General features: G+C 72.9%; 11 protein-coding genes and 1 pseudogene. 8 read left to right on the top strand and 4 right to left on the bottom strand.

The features are described 5' to 3' along the window. Positions 1-43 precede the first annotated feature (43 nt). Both NOCJ54_RS27990 and NOCJ54_RS0103330 read left to right on the top strand, forming a co-directional pair. The gene (locus NOCJ54_RS27990) at positions 44-5,032 is read left to right on the top strand and encodes an Ig-like domain-containing protein (RefSeq protein ID WP_051485426.1); all 4,989 of its coding nucleotides are present in this window, start codon (positions 44-46) and stop codon (positions 5,030-5,032) included. Positions 5,033-5,202: 170 nt separating this feature from the next. Continuing rightward, positions 5,203-5,433 carry a hypothetical protein gene (locus tag NOCJ54_RS0103330; protein WP_028654342.1) on the top strand — a complete coding sequence of 77 codons (231 nt, stop codon included), beginning with the start codon at positions 5,203-5,205 and terminating at the stop codon, positions 5,431-5,433. On the opposite strand, the gene NOCJ54_RS0103335 is transcribed toward NOCJ54_RS0103330, so the two are convergent. Next, positions 5,396-6,220, bottom strand: coding sequence for an ERCC4 domain-containing protein (locus NOCJ54_RS0103335; RefSeq protein WP_028654343.1), 825 nt, complete (start codon positions 6,218-6,220; stop codon positions 5,396-5,398). The genes NOCJ54_RS0103330 and NOCJ54_RS0103335 overlap by 38 nt on opposite strands. 88 nt (positions 6,221-6,308) lie before the next feature. On the opposite strand from NOCJ54_RS0103335, the gene NOCJ54_RS0103340 reads away from it, so the two are divergent. Beyond that, positions 6,309-6,749, top strand: a complete 441-nt coding sequence (locus NOCJ54_RS0103340; RefSeq protein ID WP_028654344.1) for a VOC family protein — start codon at positions 6,309-6,311, stop codon at positions 6,747-6,749. A gap of 11 nt (positions 6,750-6,760) precedes the next feature. Here the strand turns inward: NOCJ54_RS0103340 and NOCJ54_RS0103345 are convergent, their stop codons facing one another. Next, complete coding sequence (locus tag NOCJ54_RS0103345) at positions 6,761-7,129, bottom strand: TraR/DksA family transcriptional regulator (protein WP_232221663.1); 369 nt, start codon at positions 7,127-7,129, stop codon at positions 6,761-6,763. A gap of 68 nt (positions 7,130-7,197) precedes the next feature. On the opposite strand from NOCJ54_RS0103345, the gene NOCJ54_RS0103350 reads away from it, so the two are divergent. Next, the gene (locus NOCJ54_RS0103350; RefSeq protein WP_028654346.1) at positions 7,198-7,680 is read left to right on the top strand and encodes a nuclear transport factor 2 family protein; all 483 of its coding nucleotides are present in this window, start codon (positions 7,198-7,200) and stop codon (positions 7,678-7,680) included. A gap of 27 nt (positions 7,681-7,707) precedes the next feature. Here NOCJ54_RS0103350 and NOCJ54_RS0103355 read toward each other — a convergent pair whose 3' ends face one another. Beyond that, positions 7,708-9,492: a M1 family metallopeptidase gene (locus NOCJ54_RS0103355; RefSeq protein WP_028654347.1), complete on the bottom strand. Its 1,785-nt coding sequence runs from the start codon at positions 9,490-9,492 to the stop codon at positions 7,708-7,710. Between the two features lie 63 nt (positions 9,493-9,555). On the opposite strand from NOCJ54_RS0103355, the gene NOCJ54_RS0103360 reads away from it, so the two are divergent. Continuing rightward, the gene (locus NOCJ54_RS0103360) at positions 9,556-10,299 is read left to right on the top strand and encodes a GNAT family N-acetyltransferase (protein WP_232221664.1); all 744 of its coding nucleotides are present in this window, start codon (positions 9,556-9,558) and stop codon (positions 10,297-10,299) included. Positions 10,300-10,960: 661 nt separating this feature from the next. On the opposite strand, the gene NOCJ54_RS0103365 is transcribed toward NOCJ54_RS0103360, so the two are convergent. Continuing rightward, a complete protein-coding gene (locus NOCJ54_RS0103365) occupies positions 10,961-11,902 on the bottom strand; it encodes a GlxA family transcriptional regulator (RefSeq protein ID WP_028654349.1) in 942 nt (313 codons plus the stop codon). Positions 11,903-12,010: 108 nt separating this feature from the next. On the opposite strand from NOCJ54_RS0103365, the gene NOCJ54_RS0103370 reads away from it, so the two are divergent. The 3 genes and pseudogenes from NOCJ54_RS0103370 to NOCJ54_RS23625 all read left to right on the top strand — a co-directional run bounded on the left by NOCJ54_RS0103370 (position 12,011) and on the right by NOCJ54_RS23625 (position 15,655). Next, the gene (locus NOCJ54_RS0103370) at positions 12,011-12,322 is read left to right on the top strand and encodes a putative quinol monooxygenase (RefSeq protein WP_003941073.1); all 312 of its coding nucleotides are present in this window, start codon (positions 12,011-12,013) and stop codon (positions 12,320-12,322) included. Positions 12,323-12,954: 632 nt separating this feature from the next. After that, positions 12,955-14,280, top strand: a pseudogene (locus NOCJ54_RS23620) (ISL3-like element ISPfr2 family transposase). Between the two features lie 37 nt (positions 14,281-14,317). Further along, positions 14,318-15,655, top strand: a complete 1,338-nt coding sequence (locus tag NOCJ54_RS23625; RefSeq protein WP_051485427.1) for an HNH endonuclease — start codon at positions 14,318-14,320, stop codon at positions 15,653-15,655. Positions 15,656-15,662: the final 7 nt, after the last annotated feature.

Raw genomic sequence — 15,662 nt, forward strand, 5'->3', positions numbered from 1 at the left:
ACTTCGCGCCGGCCACCGCAACGTTTCTGGGGAGGGACGTCGCGTGCTGTTGTCTGCCTGCCGTCTGGTCACGGCCACGATCCTCGTGCTGGTGGGGCTGTCCTGGCCCGCCCCCGTCGCCGAGGCGGAACCGCTGCCAGCGGACTTCTCCGGCAGCACCGACAACGAGATCCTCGGCCTCGACGTCGGCCTGCTCGGCTTCAACCTCGCCGGCGTCGGGCTCGGGCACACCGACACGAGCGTGGACTCGGCGGGCTCGCCGCCCAGCGCGGCCTCGGCGGCCAACCTCGCCGCCGCGGTGGCCGGGATCCCCGTCGCAGTGTCCAGCGTCGGCGAGACCGCCCCGCCGGACGACGGCGGACCGACGTCGACCGGGCTGACCGAGGTCGACGTGCCGGGCCTGCTCGACACCGGGGTCATCACCGGCACCGTCGACGCGCACTGGGCCGGCGACCTCGCCTGCCCGCCGAGCGGGACGGCGATCAACAGCTCGACCGTCGAGGTGGCCGGGGTGACCCTCGGGAACGCCGTCACCGAGATCCTCGACGTGGGTGCCGTGACCACATCCGGTAGCACCGCGCTCACCAGCAACGGCGGTTCTGGCGACGCCCGCTCGGTCGTGTCGTCGTCGACCGGCACGATCGCCGCGCTCACGCTCCTGAACGGCAACGTCACGGTCGACGTCGGCGGCAGCCCGACGCTGACCGCCACCGCCAGCGGTGAGCCCGGCGGTGCGGACGTGACTTACTCCGCGCCGTCGGTCCGGGTCCAGGGCCCGGGCGGGCTCGACGTGGTCCTCCAGGTCGGTGTGCCAGTGACCGTGAGCATCCCCGTCGTCGGCAGCGTCACGCTGAACCTGGGCGTCCCGACCGTGACGGAGTCCCCGGACAGCCGGACCGCGGTGGGCGACGTCTCGCTGCTGTCGATCGACGTCAGCCTGGCTCTCGGCGCCGAGACTGCCAGCATCGACGTCCTGCCGCTGCACGCCGAGGCCCACGCCCCGGAGGGCGGCGTCCAGTGCGGCCTGCTCGACGCCCCGGCGATCACCTCCCCGGCGGACGGGTCGTCGACCACCGACACCACCCCCACCATCTCCGGCACCGGCCTGGCCGGCGCGACGGTGACCGTCAGCGAGGGCGCCACGGTGATCGGCACGGCGACCGTCCAGCCCGACGGGACGTGGACCCTCGTGCCCGCGACGCCGCTCGCCGCCGGACCACACACGATCACCGCGACCCAGTCGTCCGGCGACGCGACGTCGGCACCCTCGCCCGAGGTCACCTTCACGGTCGTCGACGAGACCCCGCCCGACCCGCCCGCGATCGAGACACCCGCCGACGGCTCGGTGACCAGTGATGCCACCCCGACGATCACCGGCACCGGCGAGCCCGGCGCCGAGGTCGAGGTCAGCATCGACGGCACCGTCATCGGCACCACCACCGTCGGCCCGGGCGGCGGCTGGTCCCTCGACGCCACCACGCCGCTCGCCGACGGTCCCCACACCGTCGCGGCCACCCAGACCGACCCCTCCGGCAACACCTCCGACCCGACCACGTCGGGCTTCACCGTCGACACCACGGCGCCGGCGCCGCCCGCGATCACCGGGCCGGCCGACGGCTCGGTCGTCGGTGACGCCACCCCGACGATCACGGGCACCGGCGAGGCCGGCGCCGAGGTCGAGGTCAGCGTCGACGGCACCGTCATCGGCACCACCACCGTCGACCCCGGCGGCAGCTGGACCATCGACGCCACCACCCCGCTCGCCGACGGGCCCCACGCCGTCGAGGCCACCCAGACCGACCCCGCCGGCAACACCTCCGGACCGGCGACGTCCGGGTTCGAGGTCGACACGACCGCCGACGCGCCGGTCATCGAGAGCCCCACCAGCGGCACCGTCACCAACGACCCGACGACGACCATCAGCGGCACCGCCGAGCCGGGCGCCACGGTCACGGTGGACGTCGACGGCACGACGTACACGACGTCGGCGGACGGTGACGGCAGCTGGTCGGTCACCACCGACCCGCTGGCCGACGGCAGCCACACCGCCGTCGCGACCCAGGTCGACGGGGCCGGCAACACCAGCCCCGCGTCGTCACCGGTGGTCTTCACCGTCGACACCGAGGTCGAGCCGCCCGTCATCCTCACGCCGGCCGACGGCGAGGTGACCGCGGACGACACCCCGACCGTCACCGGCACAGCCGAGCCCGGCAGCGAGGTCGTGGTCACCATCGGCGACGTCGAGCTGACCACGACGGCCGACCCGGTCACGGGCGCCTGGGAGGTGACCGTCCCGGACGGCCAGGCCCTGCCGGACGGCGAGCACACCGTCAGCGCCGTCGCCACCGACCCGGCCAGTAACACCTCCGAGCCCGCGACGTCGCAGCTGATCGTCGACACCACCGCTCCGGACGCCCCGGTCATCAGCACCCCGGCCGACGGCAGCACCACGGCCGACCCGACCCCGTCGGTCACCGGCACCGCCGAGCCCGGGGCGGCGGTCGAGGTGCGCATCGACGGCACCCTCGTCGGCTCGACCGTCGCCGACGGGACCGGGGCCTGGTCCATCACGCCGGCCACCCCGCTCGCCGACGGCCCGCACACCGTCGCGGCCACCCAGACCGACCCGGCCGGCAACACCAGTGACGCGGCGTCGAACGCCTTCACCGTCGACACCGCTGCCGCGCCCCCGGCCATCGACCCGACCCTCGACGGCCTGCTCACCGACGACGACACCCCGACCATCTCCGGCACGGGCGAGCCCGGCGCCACCGTCACCGTCACCACCGACTCGGGCCAGGAGCTCGGCAGCGCCGTGGTCGGCGCCGACGGCACCTGGTCGTTCGACGCCGCCCCGATGGCTGACGGGCCCCACACGCTGACCGCCGTGCAGGTCGACGCCGTCGGCAACACCAGCGCGGCCTCGGCCCCGGTCACCATCACCATCGACACCGTGGTCGAGCCGCCGGTCGTCGACCCGCCGACGGAGCCGGTGACCACCGACACCACCCCGACGGTGACCGGGACCGCCGAGCCCGGGGCCACCGTCACCGTCAGCGTCGACGGCGAGGTCGTCGGCACCGCGACCGCGAACGGGGACGGCGAGTGGTCGTTCACCCTGCCACCCCAGCCCGACGGCGCGCACGAGGTCACCGCCACCCAGACCGACCCGGCCGGCAACGCCAGCGGGCCCTCGGAGCCGGTGACCATCACCGTCGACACCACCGCCCCGGCGGCGCCGACGATCACCGCGCCCGCGGACGGCAGCGTCACCAACGACCCGCAGCCGCCCGTCACCGGCACCGCCGAGCCCGGCGCGACGGTCGAGGTCGTCCTCGACGGCACCACCTACACGGTCGAGGCCGGTGGCGACGGCACCTGGGAGGTCACGCCGGCAAGCCCGCTGGCCGACGGCTCCTACACCGTGTCGGTGACCGCGACCGACGAGGCGGGCAACACCTCACCGCCCGCCACCTCGACGTTCGAGGTCGACACGACCGCTCCCGGGGCGCCGGACATCACCGGGCCCGCCGACGGGTCGACCGTCGGCACCAGCACGCCGACCATCACCGGCACGGCCGAGCCCGGGAGCACCGTCACCGTGGTGGTCGACGGGACGTCGTACGAGACGACGGCGGACGCCAGCACCGGCGCCTGGTCGGTCGAGGTCACCGAGCCGCTGGCCGACGGCCCCGTCGAGGTCACCGCGACCGCCACCGACGCGGCCGGCAACACCGGTCCCGCCGCAAGCAGCTCCTTCGTCGTCGACACGACGGCGGCGGCGCCGGTGATCACCTCGCCGTCCTCCGGCACCGTCACCAACGACCAGACCGTCCCGCTGACCGGCACGGGTGAGCCCGGCGCCACGGTCACCGTCCGCGACGAGAACGGCGACCCCGTCGCCACGGCGGTCGTCGACGGCACCGGCAGCTGGTCGGCCGAGACCACCGCGCTGCCCGAGGGCGTGCACACGCTGACGGCCACCCAGACCGACGAGGCCGGCAACACCAGCCCCGCCTCCGCGCCGGTGCAGGTGACCGTCGACCTCACCGCCGAGCCGCCCGTCGTCGACGACCTGCCCGACGGTGGCCTCACGAACGACAGCACCCCGGAGATCACCGGGACCGGTGAGCCCGGCGCGACGGTGACCGTGGAGGTCGACGGCACCCCCGCCGGCACCACCACGGTCGACGAGGACGGCACGTGGACCTTCACCCCGACCGAGCCGCTCACCGAGGGACCGCACGAGGTCACCGCCACCCAGACCGACGAGGCCGGCAACACCAGCGGGCCCTCGGAACCGGTCGAGGTCGTCGTCGACACCACCGCGCCGGCGGCGCCGGTCATCACCTCGCCGGGTGACGGCGAGGAGGTCGACGACCGCACCCCGACGATCACGGGGACCGGCGAGCCGGGGGCGACCGTGGAGGTGACGGTCGACGGCGTCGTGGTCGGCACGACGGAGGTCGGCGGCGACGGGACCTGGTCGCTCGACGTCGCCTCGCCGCTGCCCGACGGCCCCCACACGGTCGAGGTGACGCAGACCGACGCCGCCGGGAACACCAGCGAGCCCGGCACCTCGGACTTCGTGGTCGAGACCCCCGCGCCGGCCGCACCGACGGTCGACGCCCCGGGGACGACCGACGACCGCACGCCGACGATCACCGGCACCGGTGAGCCCGGCTCGACGGTCGACATCCTGCTCGACGGCGCCGTCGTCGGTAGCGCGGAGGTCGACGACGACGGCACCTGGACGTTCACCTTCGACGAGCCGCTCTCCTGCGGCACGCACGAGGTGGGCGCGGTGCAGCGCGTCGACACCGCCCGCAAGACCCTCCGCTCCGCGCCCGCTCCCGTGCAGGAGATCACCATCCTGTGCGACACCGGCGGCGGGAACGGGGGCGGTGGGGCCGGCGGCCTGTCGGGGCTGCTACCCGACACTGGTGCGGCCGCCGGCCTCACCGGGTCGTTGCTCCTGGGCAGCCTGATGCTGGCCACCGGCGTCCTGCTCCTGCGGCGGAGGGAGTCGTAGGAGCAGGGCCGGCCGGGCCCCCGGGCGGCGGTCCTCCTCCGTCCGTCCGCGGGGTCCGGCCACCTCGTCGCGGCGCTGCCTGTTGCCGGATCCGATGGTGCTGCGCGGACGATCGTGCCGGGATCCCCGAAACCGCCACGGATGTCGGTGCTGCGCGGCACGATGGGGCCATGAAGCCGTGGGGAGCCGCCACCGTGCACCTCCACCAGGCGAGGTGGGGCCTCCTCGCCGTGCTCATGGTCATCACCATCGTCACCCGCGACGAGCGCGGCTGGTGGCTGCTGCCGGTCGCGGCCCTGCTGCTGTCGGGGTTCTGGGCCCACTGGGTCGCCGCCCTGCACGACCGCTGGACGCTCGACGACCTCAGCCCGCAGCGGCGGTGGCCGACACCTCACCGGTGAGGCCGTCGACCAGCTGGGTGCCCGCCGGCGCCGAGCGCAGCGCGCGGAGCGCGACCGCCCGCCGGTCGAACGACTGAGCCTCGCCGGCCGGCTCCGGCTCGACGAGGACCCACCGTCGCGGTGGGCGCTCCCCGCGCGCCGGGCGGGGTGGCTCCGGGTCGCGGTCCCCGGGCACGACGTACCCGCCGTGCAGCGCCTCCGCGAGCCGGTTCGCCCGGACCGGGCCGATGCCCGGGTGGCCGCGCAGCCCGTCCGGCGCGGCGGCAGCGACCGCCGCGAGGCTGCCGTACGCCGCCAGCAGGCTGCGCGCCATCGTCGTGCTGATGCCGGGGACCACCGACAGCATCGCCTCCGCCTGCGCCGACGGGTGCCGTGGCGCCCGGCGCGGGCCCAGGGACGGGGTGGTGGGTGCGGCCCTGCGCGCCCGCTTCGCCAGCCGCACCACCCACGCGGCGCTGTCCTCCGCGTCGAGGCTGTGCAGCACCGTGAACCCGTCCTCGACGAGCCGGCACACCGCACCCCGCCACGCGTCCTCGGCGATGCCACGCGGCTCGCCCTCGACCAGCAGCACCGCCTGCGGGAAGGCCGACTGCAGCCGCACCGCCTGGTCGAAGACCCGGCCGTCACGGATCGACGCGCCGAGGTCGTGCGGTCCCTTGCGCTCCACCGCGAGCCCGGGTCCGAGCACGTAGTCGCCCACGGGCAGGTGGGTCAGCCGCACGTCGAGCCCCGCGTCGGCCAGCGCGTCCGGGATGCCGCTGCCGCGCTCGCGGAGGTCGACCAGCACAGGACCTGTCTCGGGCACGTCCAGTCGTTACCCACCTGCGCGCGGCTCACCTGTGGCCAGCAGGACTGCTCGGGGGCACGATGGTCGGATGGCTCCGATCCGCCAGCTCGACCACGTCGGCCTCACCGTCAGCGACCTCGACACCGCCGTCGCGTTCTTCGCGCGCATCGGCCTCGAGGTGGAGGGACGGACGTTCGTCGAGGGCGAGTTCCTCGACGTCGTCAGCGGCATCCCCGACTCCCGCGTCGAGGTGGTGCTGCTGAGACCGCCGGGTGGAGGGACCGCGCTCGAGCTGGCGCGCTACTTGCGCCCGGACGCGACGACCGGCTCCCCCGCCCCGATGGCGAACGAGCTCGGCGTCCGCAACGTGTGCTTCGAGGTGACCGGCCTGCGGGCCCTCGTCGAGGAGCTCGCCGCCGACGGCTACGGGCTGGTCGGCGGCGTCGGGGAGCACGAGGGCGCCTGGCTGATGGCCTACGTGCGCGGCCCGGACGGGATGATCGTCGCGCTGGCCGAGCAGGTCGGCTGATCCGGCCCGGGCTAGCGCCGGCCGGCGCAGGCCACGCAGGTGCGTGCGGTGGGCCGCGCCTCGAGCCGCTCCGGCGCGACCGGCTCGCCGCACACCTCGCAGGTGCCGTAGGTGCCGGCGGCCAGGCGGGCGAGGGCCGCGTCCACCTCGTCGAGGTGGTGGCGCACCTGGCCGACGAGCGCCGCGAGCTGGGAGCGCTCGAAGGCGATCGTCGCGCCCTCGGGGTCGTGCTCGTCGTCGGCGTTGGTGTCGCGGGACGCGGCGACGACCTCGTCGAACTGGCCGGTCAGGCCGGCGAGGCGTCGTACGGCCTCGGCGCGGTCCTGCGCCAGCCGCTCGCGCACCGCGTCGTCCACTCCGGTGTCGTCACCCCTGCCCACGCCGCCATGCTGCCAGCGAGCAGCGACATTCCCTCGACGCGCAGTAGAACACGTTCTAGGCTCCGGGCATGGACCTTGCCGCGATCGAGGAGATCAAGCGCCTCAAGCACCGCTACTTCCGCACGCTCGACCTCAAGCAGTGGGAGGAGTTCGCCGACTGCCTGGCCGAGGACGTCACCGCGCGCTACGGCACGCTCGCGATGGGCGAGCCGCTGCACTACGACAACCGCGCCGACGTCGTGGCGTTCATGGAGCAGAACCTCAGCGGCGGCACCATCACCGTGCACATCGCGAACCACCCCGAGGTCGACGTCGACGGCGACACCGCGACCGGGTCGTGGGCGTTCGAGGACACCGTCATCGTGCCGGACTTCAAGGTGCTCATCCGCGGCGCGGGCTACTACCGGGACACCTACCGCCGCGAGGCCGACGGCGCGTGGCGGATCGCGTCGACCCAGTACGAGCGCCTCTACGAGGCGATGACCTCGCTCGACGACACCCCCAGCTTCAAGCTGTTGGCCAACCGCTGGGACCCGTCGCTGCGGCACTGACACTCGGCCGCGGGGCGCGCCCCCGGGTCAGGCGAGGACGCGATCGACGACGGCCTGCGTGACCGAGTGGTACGTCGGCCGGGCGGTCCGGTAGATCTCCCGAGCCCGGGCACGCCCGCGCTCGCTGCCCGCGAGCCGGGTGTAGACGCGCCGCACGTAGAGGGCGCGGCCGTGCCGGGTCAGGAAGTCCTCGAGCGCCCGGTCGACCGCGGGCTCGGCGAACACGTAGCCGGACTCGGCGGCCAGCTCCAGCCAGGCGGTGGCGATCTCGATGTTGCCGCTGGAGCTGAACCCGAAGGCCGCGTCGACGGCGGCGAGCACGTCGTGGTCGACGTCGACGGGCAGCGCGCGCACGAAGTGCACCCACTGCTGGCTGACCCAGCCTTCGGTGTCGAGGGAGGCGACGTCGGCCCCGCCCACCAGCGCGGCGACCTGCTCGTCGACGAGGTCGAACTGGTCGGCCTCGAACTGCGGGGCGTTGTCCGGGACGCCGGGTCCGTGGACCCACGCCTCGAGCTCCAGGTCCTCGTCGCTGACGCCGGCCGGCACGAGCAGCCCGGTGCGCAGGTGCTCGAGGAAGGTCGGGGTGTCCATCGACTCGAACGCGAACCGGTCGAAGTAGTCGCGCAGGAAGGCGTCGAACGCCTCGCGGCCGACCTTCGCCTCGACGAGGCGCAGGAAGAGCGACCCCTTCTCGTAGGGGATCTTGCTCGGCCCCTCGTCGGGGTCCCGGTCGTCGAGGTCGAGCTCGAGCCAGGTGTCGCGCGGCTGCTCCTCGGCCACCGCCCGCTCGAGGTCCTGGCGACCGAGCCGCAGGAGCATGGTGGTGTACCGCTCGCCGTACAGCTCCTCGTCGATGCGGGTCTCGAAGTAGACGGTGAAGCCCTCGTTGAGCCAGATGTCGTTCCACGTCGCGTTGGTGACCAGGTTGCCCGACCACGAGTGCGCGAGCTCGTGCGCGATGAGCGTGACCAGGGACCGGTCGCCGGCGAGGATCGTCGGCGTCGCGAAGGTCAGGCGCGGGTTCTCCATGCCGCCGTAGGGGAAGCTGGGCGGGAGCACGAGGATGTCGTAGCGGCCCCACCGGTAGGGGCCGTAGAGCCGCTCGGCGGCCTCGATCATCCGCTCGGTGTCGGCGAACTCCCAGGCGGCACCGTCGACGACCGAGGGCTCGGCGTAGACGCCGCTGCGGCTGCCGATCTCGCGGAACTCGAGGTCGCCGACGGCGAGCGCGACGAGGTACGCCGGCACCGGCTGCGGCATCGAGAAGCGGTAGGTCCCGTCGGCGCTGCGCTCGACCGGGTTCTCCGCGCTCATCAGGGCGAGCAGCTCGGTCGGCACCCGCACGGTCGCGTCGTAGGTGACCCGCACGGCCGGGCTGTCCTGGCACGGGATCCACGTGCGGGCCAGGATCGGCTGGGCCTGGGTGAACAGGAACGCCTTGCCGGACGCGGTCTGCTGCGGCTCGAGCCACTGCATGGCCTTGGCCTCCGGGCTGGTCGCGTAGTGCACGACCACGTGGTCGGCCGTGCCGACCTCGATCGTCAGCGCGGTGCCGAGGACGGGGTGCGCCTCCCCCAGCTCGAACGGCAGGTCCGCTCCGTCGGCGCCGCGCACGGCGGTGACGTCGAGCTGCCAGGTGTCGAGCACCAGCTGCGTCGCCGCGGGGTCGCGGTGCTCGAGGTCGAGCGCGGCGCTCCCGCTCAGGCGGTGGGTGTCGAAGTCGACGTCCAGGTCGAGCGAGAGGTGACGGACCACGACCTCGTTGGGTCGCGAGCGGGAGTGCGGGTCAGCAGCGAAGGAACGAGGCACCCGTCCAACCTAGTCGGCCGTGTCGGGCCCGCGGAAACCTCCGACCCAGCGACAATGGCGCGTGTGGAGAGCCAGCAGGACGCACCGGTGACCGACCGCCCCGCGCCGGCGGGAGCCACCGACGCCGTCCTCGACGAGCCGGTCGCCTCGGCGCTGAGCGGGCCGCACGCGCACCTCGCCCGCCGGGTGGGTCGCGCGGCGTCGTACCAGCGGGCGGTGGCGACCTTCTCCGCCGTCCCGCTCGACCCGACCGGCCGGGACTGGGCCGACCTGGCGACCCTGCTGGGCCCGGGACGGTTCGCCGACCTGTTCAGCCTGCCGGTCACGCCCCCGGCCGACTGGGAGCCGGTCTTCACGATGCCCGGCTTCCAGATGCTCGGCGACGTGGCCGCCCTCGCCGACGCACCCGCCGACCCCGCGGTCGAGGAGCTCTCGGCCGACGACGCGCCCGCGATGCGCGCGCTGGCCGAGGAGACGAAGCCCGGCCCGTTCTGGGAGCGCACCCACGAGACGGGCCGGTACGTCGGCGTCCGGGACGACGCCGGTCGCCTCGTCGCCATGGCCGGCGAGCGCCTGCGCCTGTCCGGCTGGACCGAGGTGAGCGCGGTCTGCACCGCGCCCGACGCCCGCGGCCGCGGCCTCGCCGAGCGCCTCGTCTGCGACGTCGCCGCCCGGATCATCGAGCGCGGCGACCGCCCCTTCCTCCACGTCGCCGCCACCAACACCGGCGCGATCCGGCTCTACGAGCGGCTCGGGTTCACCGTGCGGGCCGAGGTGGTGTTCCACGGGTACCGCGTGCCCCGCTGAGCGTCAGCGGATCTCGGTCGACCTGCCCCGCACTGAGGTTGTCTTGGCCTGGTGGAGCCGCACGGCGGGGGCCACGCGCATCATCGTCAATCGACCGCAGGCGGAGTAGCGTCCGAGGCCGTCGGGCCCGACCCTCCGGGCATTCTTGGATCTCAGCGGGGCGCCGAGCGGAGCATGGCGTACGCATCCGAGCGTTAAGGGCCAAGCCTTCCACCGCTCGGCGGCAGTCTGATAGACCAAAGCCCAGCCAACCCGTCACACTTTGCGGGCTCTTCCCAGATGAGGGTGTAGGTCGGCCGGGCGCGTCGGTCCGCAGATAGACGTCGAGGTCTCCCGACGATGGAGGTTCCTACGCCATCCATCCGAAAGACCTCGACGTGTCCGACGCTACCCCGCCGGCCGGCTTCGGCCGCGCTGACCTGACCGCCTTCGCGTCTCATCCCAATCGACCCTGATCGGGTCTGCTGACCCCCTCGACGAGAACGCAGCGACATCACAGCCACCCGACCCCGACCGTCCGGGAAGCCGGGGCACGTCACATGGCCTGTGCTGCGGGCGTGTCGAGTGGGTCGTCCAGGGGCGACGCCGGGGCGTCGACGCGACGTGCTGAGAGGTGGTTCCAGTCGAGCGCTAGGACACCGGCTACAGGCATGGCGATAGGTCAGGAACGGCGTCGCTCCCTGCGCAGGAGGGAGCGCAGAGTCTCGGCGTTCGCGTAGCCGACCCGTAGCGCGATCTCGGCGGAGGTGAGGTCCGTGGTTGCTGAGAGGTGCCGAGCTCGTTCGATGCGAAGCCGTTGGACGAAGCCGAGCGGAGTGAGGTTGAGCGCCGCACGGACTCGTCGTTCGAGGGTGCGCCGGCTGGTGCCGAGCGACTGCGCGACGAAGGCGACGTTGAACGGTTCGTCCAGGCGGGCGCGCACGAAGCGTTCGAACTCGACGACGATCGGGTCCTCGTGCCGGAGATGTTCGTAGGCGACGAAGGCCGCCTGCGACGGGCGCTCGTCGATGATGAGGAGCTTGGCGACATGTTGGGCCAGGTCGGGGCTGATCGATCGCACGAGTGAGAGCGCGAGGTCGATGTGGGCGAAGGCGGCGCCGGCGGTGACGAGGTTCCCGTCGACCACGACCATGGTGTCGAGATCGAGGGCGACGGTCGGATAGCGCTTCAGGAACTCCGGCCCCAGGAACCAGCTGGTCGTCGCCCGCCGATGATGCATCCGTCCGGTCTCGGCGACAGCGAACACGCCGGTGCACGCCGCCGCGATCCGGGTGGTCGCCTCGTCGAGGCGCCCGAGCGAGGCGATGACCGAACGAGCATCTCGGCTCTGGAGGGCGTCGTTGGTAGCGGCGGCCGTGAGGGTTCCAAGCGCAGGGACGACGACCACGTCGAACTCTGCGGACTCCGACAGCGGGTGGTCCACCGACAGGGTCATCGATGCCGTCGTGGTCACTCGCCGTTTCGGTCCGAGGATGGCGAGTTCGATCGGGTCGATCCGCGGGTCGACATCGCCGCGGGCTCCGTCGGCCACCCGCACGATGTCGATGATCGACGCGACCGCCGAACCGAAGCAGCCGTCGATCGCGATCAGTCCGATACGCATGGCGCGAACAATAGCAATACTGCCGTATACGCCACTTCTCACATGCCCTTGCTCGTCCTACGCTGAACTCGCTTCACCAAGAAACCTCGACACCTAGGAGAACCCCTCATGTCCACACCCGCATCACTTCCGTATGCCTTCGTCGCCAAGATCGTCGCGGCCGATGGACAGCACGACGCGCTCGCCGATCTGCTCGCCGGCGCTGTCGCGCTCGCCAACGAAGAAGTAGGAACGATTGTCTGGTTCGCGGTCAGGACCCACGCCGACACCTTCTGGATCTTCGATGCATTCCCCGACGAGGCCGCTCGCGACGCCCACGCCAACGGCGCCATCGTCGCAGCCCTGATGGCCAACCAGCACCTCCTCGGCGCAGCACCCGAGATCCTGGCGGCCGACGTCCTCGCGTCCAAGCTCCCGTAGTCCGCCAACGCACGAGACGATCGCGCCCCGCCGAGCCGTCGCCAGGTCGCGACGCAACGCCACGCTGCGTTGCCGAGCGGTGCGAGGCCTATCGGCACACGGACATGATGCCGGCCGCGAGCGCTCAGCCGGCGAGGGGTCCGTCGCAGAGGAGAGCGACGTCGGTGTCGGGCAGAGCCGTGAGGCCAGCGCATCGCGCGACCACCAGAACCGAACCGCCCCTGCCCTGCGTTTGCGCAGGTCAGGGGCTGTTCGCCGGAGCCGCCTGTCGGAATCGAACCGACGACCTAATCACGTCGGCTTTGCGTCTATCGCTTGATGCGCCCACTGGGCGAACGAGCCGCTGACCTGCGCAAACGCCGAGCGTGGGGGACGCCGCCATCCGGTGGTGACCGACGACGACCGACCAGTACCGACCGTTTCACCGGAGCTTGCGGCGGCGTCGAAGCCGAGCAAGCTCCATTCCTTTAGTTCACCGCGCCCTCCTCCTCGCCGGTCCCGTCGTCGTCGAAGACGTTTCAGGGGTCTTCTCAGATGACGGTGTAGGTCGGCTGGGTGCGTCGGTCCGCAGGTAGACGTCGAGGTCTCCGGACGACGGAGGTTCCTACGCCATCCATCCGAAAGACCTCGACGTGTCCGACGCTACCCCGCCGGCCGGCTTCGGCCGCCCTGACCTGACCGCCTTCGCTCGACTCGACGGCCTCGGTCTGAGCGTGACCGGACAACGACTTGAACCGGATCGTGCGGTCCTTGCGTGCCGCGTGGTGGAACCAGATCAGTGGTGCCGACGGTGCGGCAGCGAAGGCGCTGCTCGTGACACCGTGATCCGGCGGTTGGCCCACGAGCCGCTGGGCTGGCGACCGACCGTGCTGGAAGTTGTAGTGCGCCGCTACCGCTGTGCCGACTGCGGACACGTGTGGCGCCAAGACACCAGCGCCGCGGCGGAGCCACGCGCGAAGCTCTCGCGCACCGGGCTGCGGTGGGCGCTGGAAGGGATCGTGGTCGCACACCTCACGGTCGCCCGTGTCGCCGAGGGACTCGGGGTCGCGTGAGACACCGCCAACAACGCGGTCCTGGCTGAAGGCAAGCGGCTGCTGATCAACGACCCCACGCGGTTTGAGGGCGTGAAGGTCATTGGCGTCGATGAGCACGTCTGGCGCCGCACCAGGCGTGGCGACAAGTACGTCACCGTGATCATCGACCTCACCCCAGTCGGCGATGACGCCGGCCCAGCAAGGCTGCTGGACATGGTCGAGGGCCGGTCGAAGGCGGCGTTCAAGACCTGGCTCGCCGACCGCGACGACGCCTTCCTTGACGCGGTCGAGGTGGTCGCGATGGACGGCTTCACCGGGTTCAAGACCGCCGCTGCAGAGGAGATCCCGGACGCGGTCACGGTGATGGATCCCTTCCACGTCGTGCGCCTGGCCGGTGACGCCCTCGACAGGTGCCGGCGCCGGGTCCAACTCGCGATCCACGGGCACCGTGGGTTCAGGGACGACCCGCTCTACAAGTCGCGGCGCACGCTGCACACCGGCGCGGACCTGCTCACCGACAAGCAGAGCGACAGGCTACGCGCGCTGTTCGTTGATGACGCTCACGTCGAGGTCGAGGCGACCTGGGGTGTCTACCAGCGCATGATCGCCGCCTATCGCCACGAGGACCGGCAACGTGGCCGCGAGCTCATGGAGAAGCTGATCACCGACCTCAGCGCCGGCGTCCCCAAGGTGCTCACCGAGCTCACCACCCTGGGCCGGACCCTGAAGAAGCGAGCCGCTGACGTGCTCGCCTACTTCGAACGACCCGGCACCAGCAACGGGCCGACCGAGGCGCTCAACGGACGGCTCGAACACCTGCGCGGCTCCGCACTCGGGTTCCGCAACCTGACCAACTACATCGCCCGAAGCCTGCTCGAGACCGGCGGCTTCAGACCCCAACTCCTACACCCCCGATTGGGATGAGCCCATTTGTGTCGGACCCCCTTGGTGTCATGGGTCCATGAGCAGCCTCCCCACCACCGAGCAGGTCCGCGAGTGGCGCGACCAGCTCGCCGGTGAGGTGGAGGCGACCGACGCCGGTGTGCTCGTCGACCTGGTCGCGGCGCTGGAGGACCTCAAGTCCGCGGCGGCTGCGGCCCAGGCCCGGGCGACCGCGGCCTTCGACGCCCGACGGCGGGCCGAGCAGGCGGCGGCTGGGACGCCGGCGGCGCGGCAGGGGCGCGGGATCGCGTCGGAGGTCGCGCTGGCCCGCAAGGAGTCACCGCACCGGGGACAGGTGCTGCTCGGGCTGGCGAAGACCCTCGTGACCGAGATGCCGCACACCCTGGCCCGGCTGGGCGACGGGTCGCTCAGCGAGTTCCGCGTGATGCTGCTCGCCCGCGAGACCGCCTGCCTCCAGGCGGAGCAGCGGGCGTTCGTCGACGAGGAGCTCTGCGCCGACCCGGCCGCGCTCGCCGGCGTCGGCACCCGGGAGCTGGTCGGTCGAGCCCGCCGCATGGGGGCAGAGCTCGACCCGGCCGCCCTCGCCCGGCGCGCTCGTCGGGCCGAGGCGGACCGGCAGGTCACCATCCGACCGGCGCCGGACACGATGGCCTGGGTCACCGCGCTCCTTCCGGTGGCCCAGGCCGTCGCCGTCCACGCCACGCTCCGCCGCGACGCCGACGCCGCCCGCGCCGATGGTGATCCTCGCTCCCGGGGCCAGCTCATGGCCGACCTGCTGCACACCCGCACCACCGGCGCCCCCGACACCGGTACGCCGGACGCGGCTCCTGCCGTCCCGCTCACCATCGACCTGGTCATGGCCGACACCGCCCTGGCCGGCGGGCACGCCCCGGCCGAGGTGGTGGCTGACGGCGTCGTCGCGGAGGTCGTCCCGGCCGAGGTGGCCCGCCTGCTCGTCTCGCGGGCGCTCGCCGCCGACGCCGCGGTGTGGTTCCGCCAGCTCTACCGCAACCGGCTCGGCCGCCTGGTCGCGATGACCAGCGTGCAGCGCACGTTCCCGAGGTCGCTCGCGACCTTCCTGGCGATCCAGGGCCACGGCACCTGCGCCACGCCGTGGTGCGACGCGCCGGTCCGGCACACCGACCACGTCACCCCGTTCGAGCACGGAGGCGCGACCGCCGCGACCAACGGCCAGGGCCTCTGCGAGGCGTGCAACCACGCGAAGCAGGCACCCGGCTGGCGCCAGGAGGTCATCTCACCACCGGTCGACAGACCCGAGGTCCGCACCGTCACACCGACCGGCCACGCCTACACCGCCACCGCACCGCCACCCGCCGGCTGGCGCGAGCCGCGCTTCGTCCAGGTCGGCCAGGGGCGCTACGGGCTCATCGCCTGAGCGATCA

Origin of the sequence: Nocardioides sp. J54, assembly GCF_000519005.1 — a bacterium.
Classification (GTDB): domain Bacteria; phylum Actinomycetota; class Actinomycetes; order Propionibacteriales; family Nocardioidaceae; genus Nocardioides.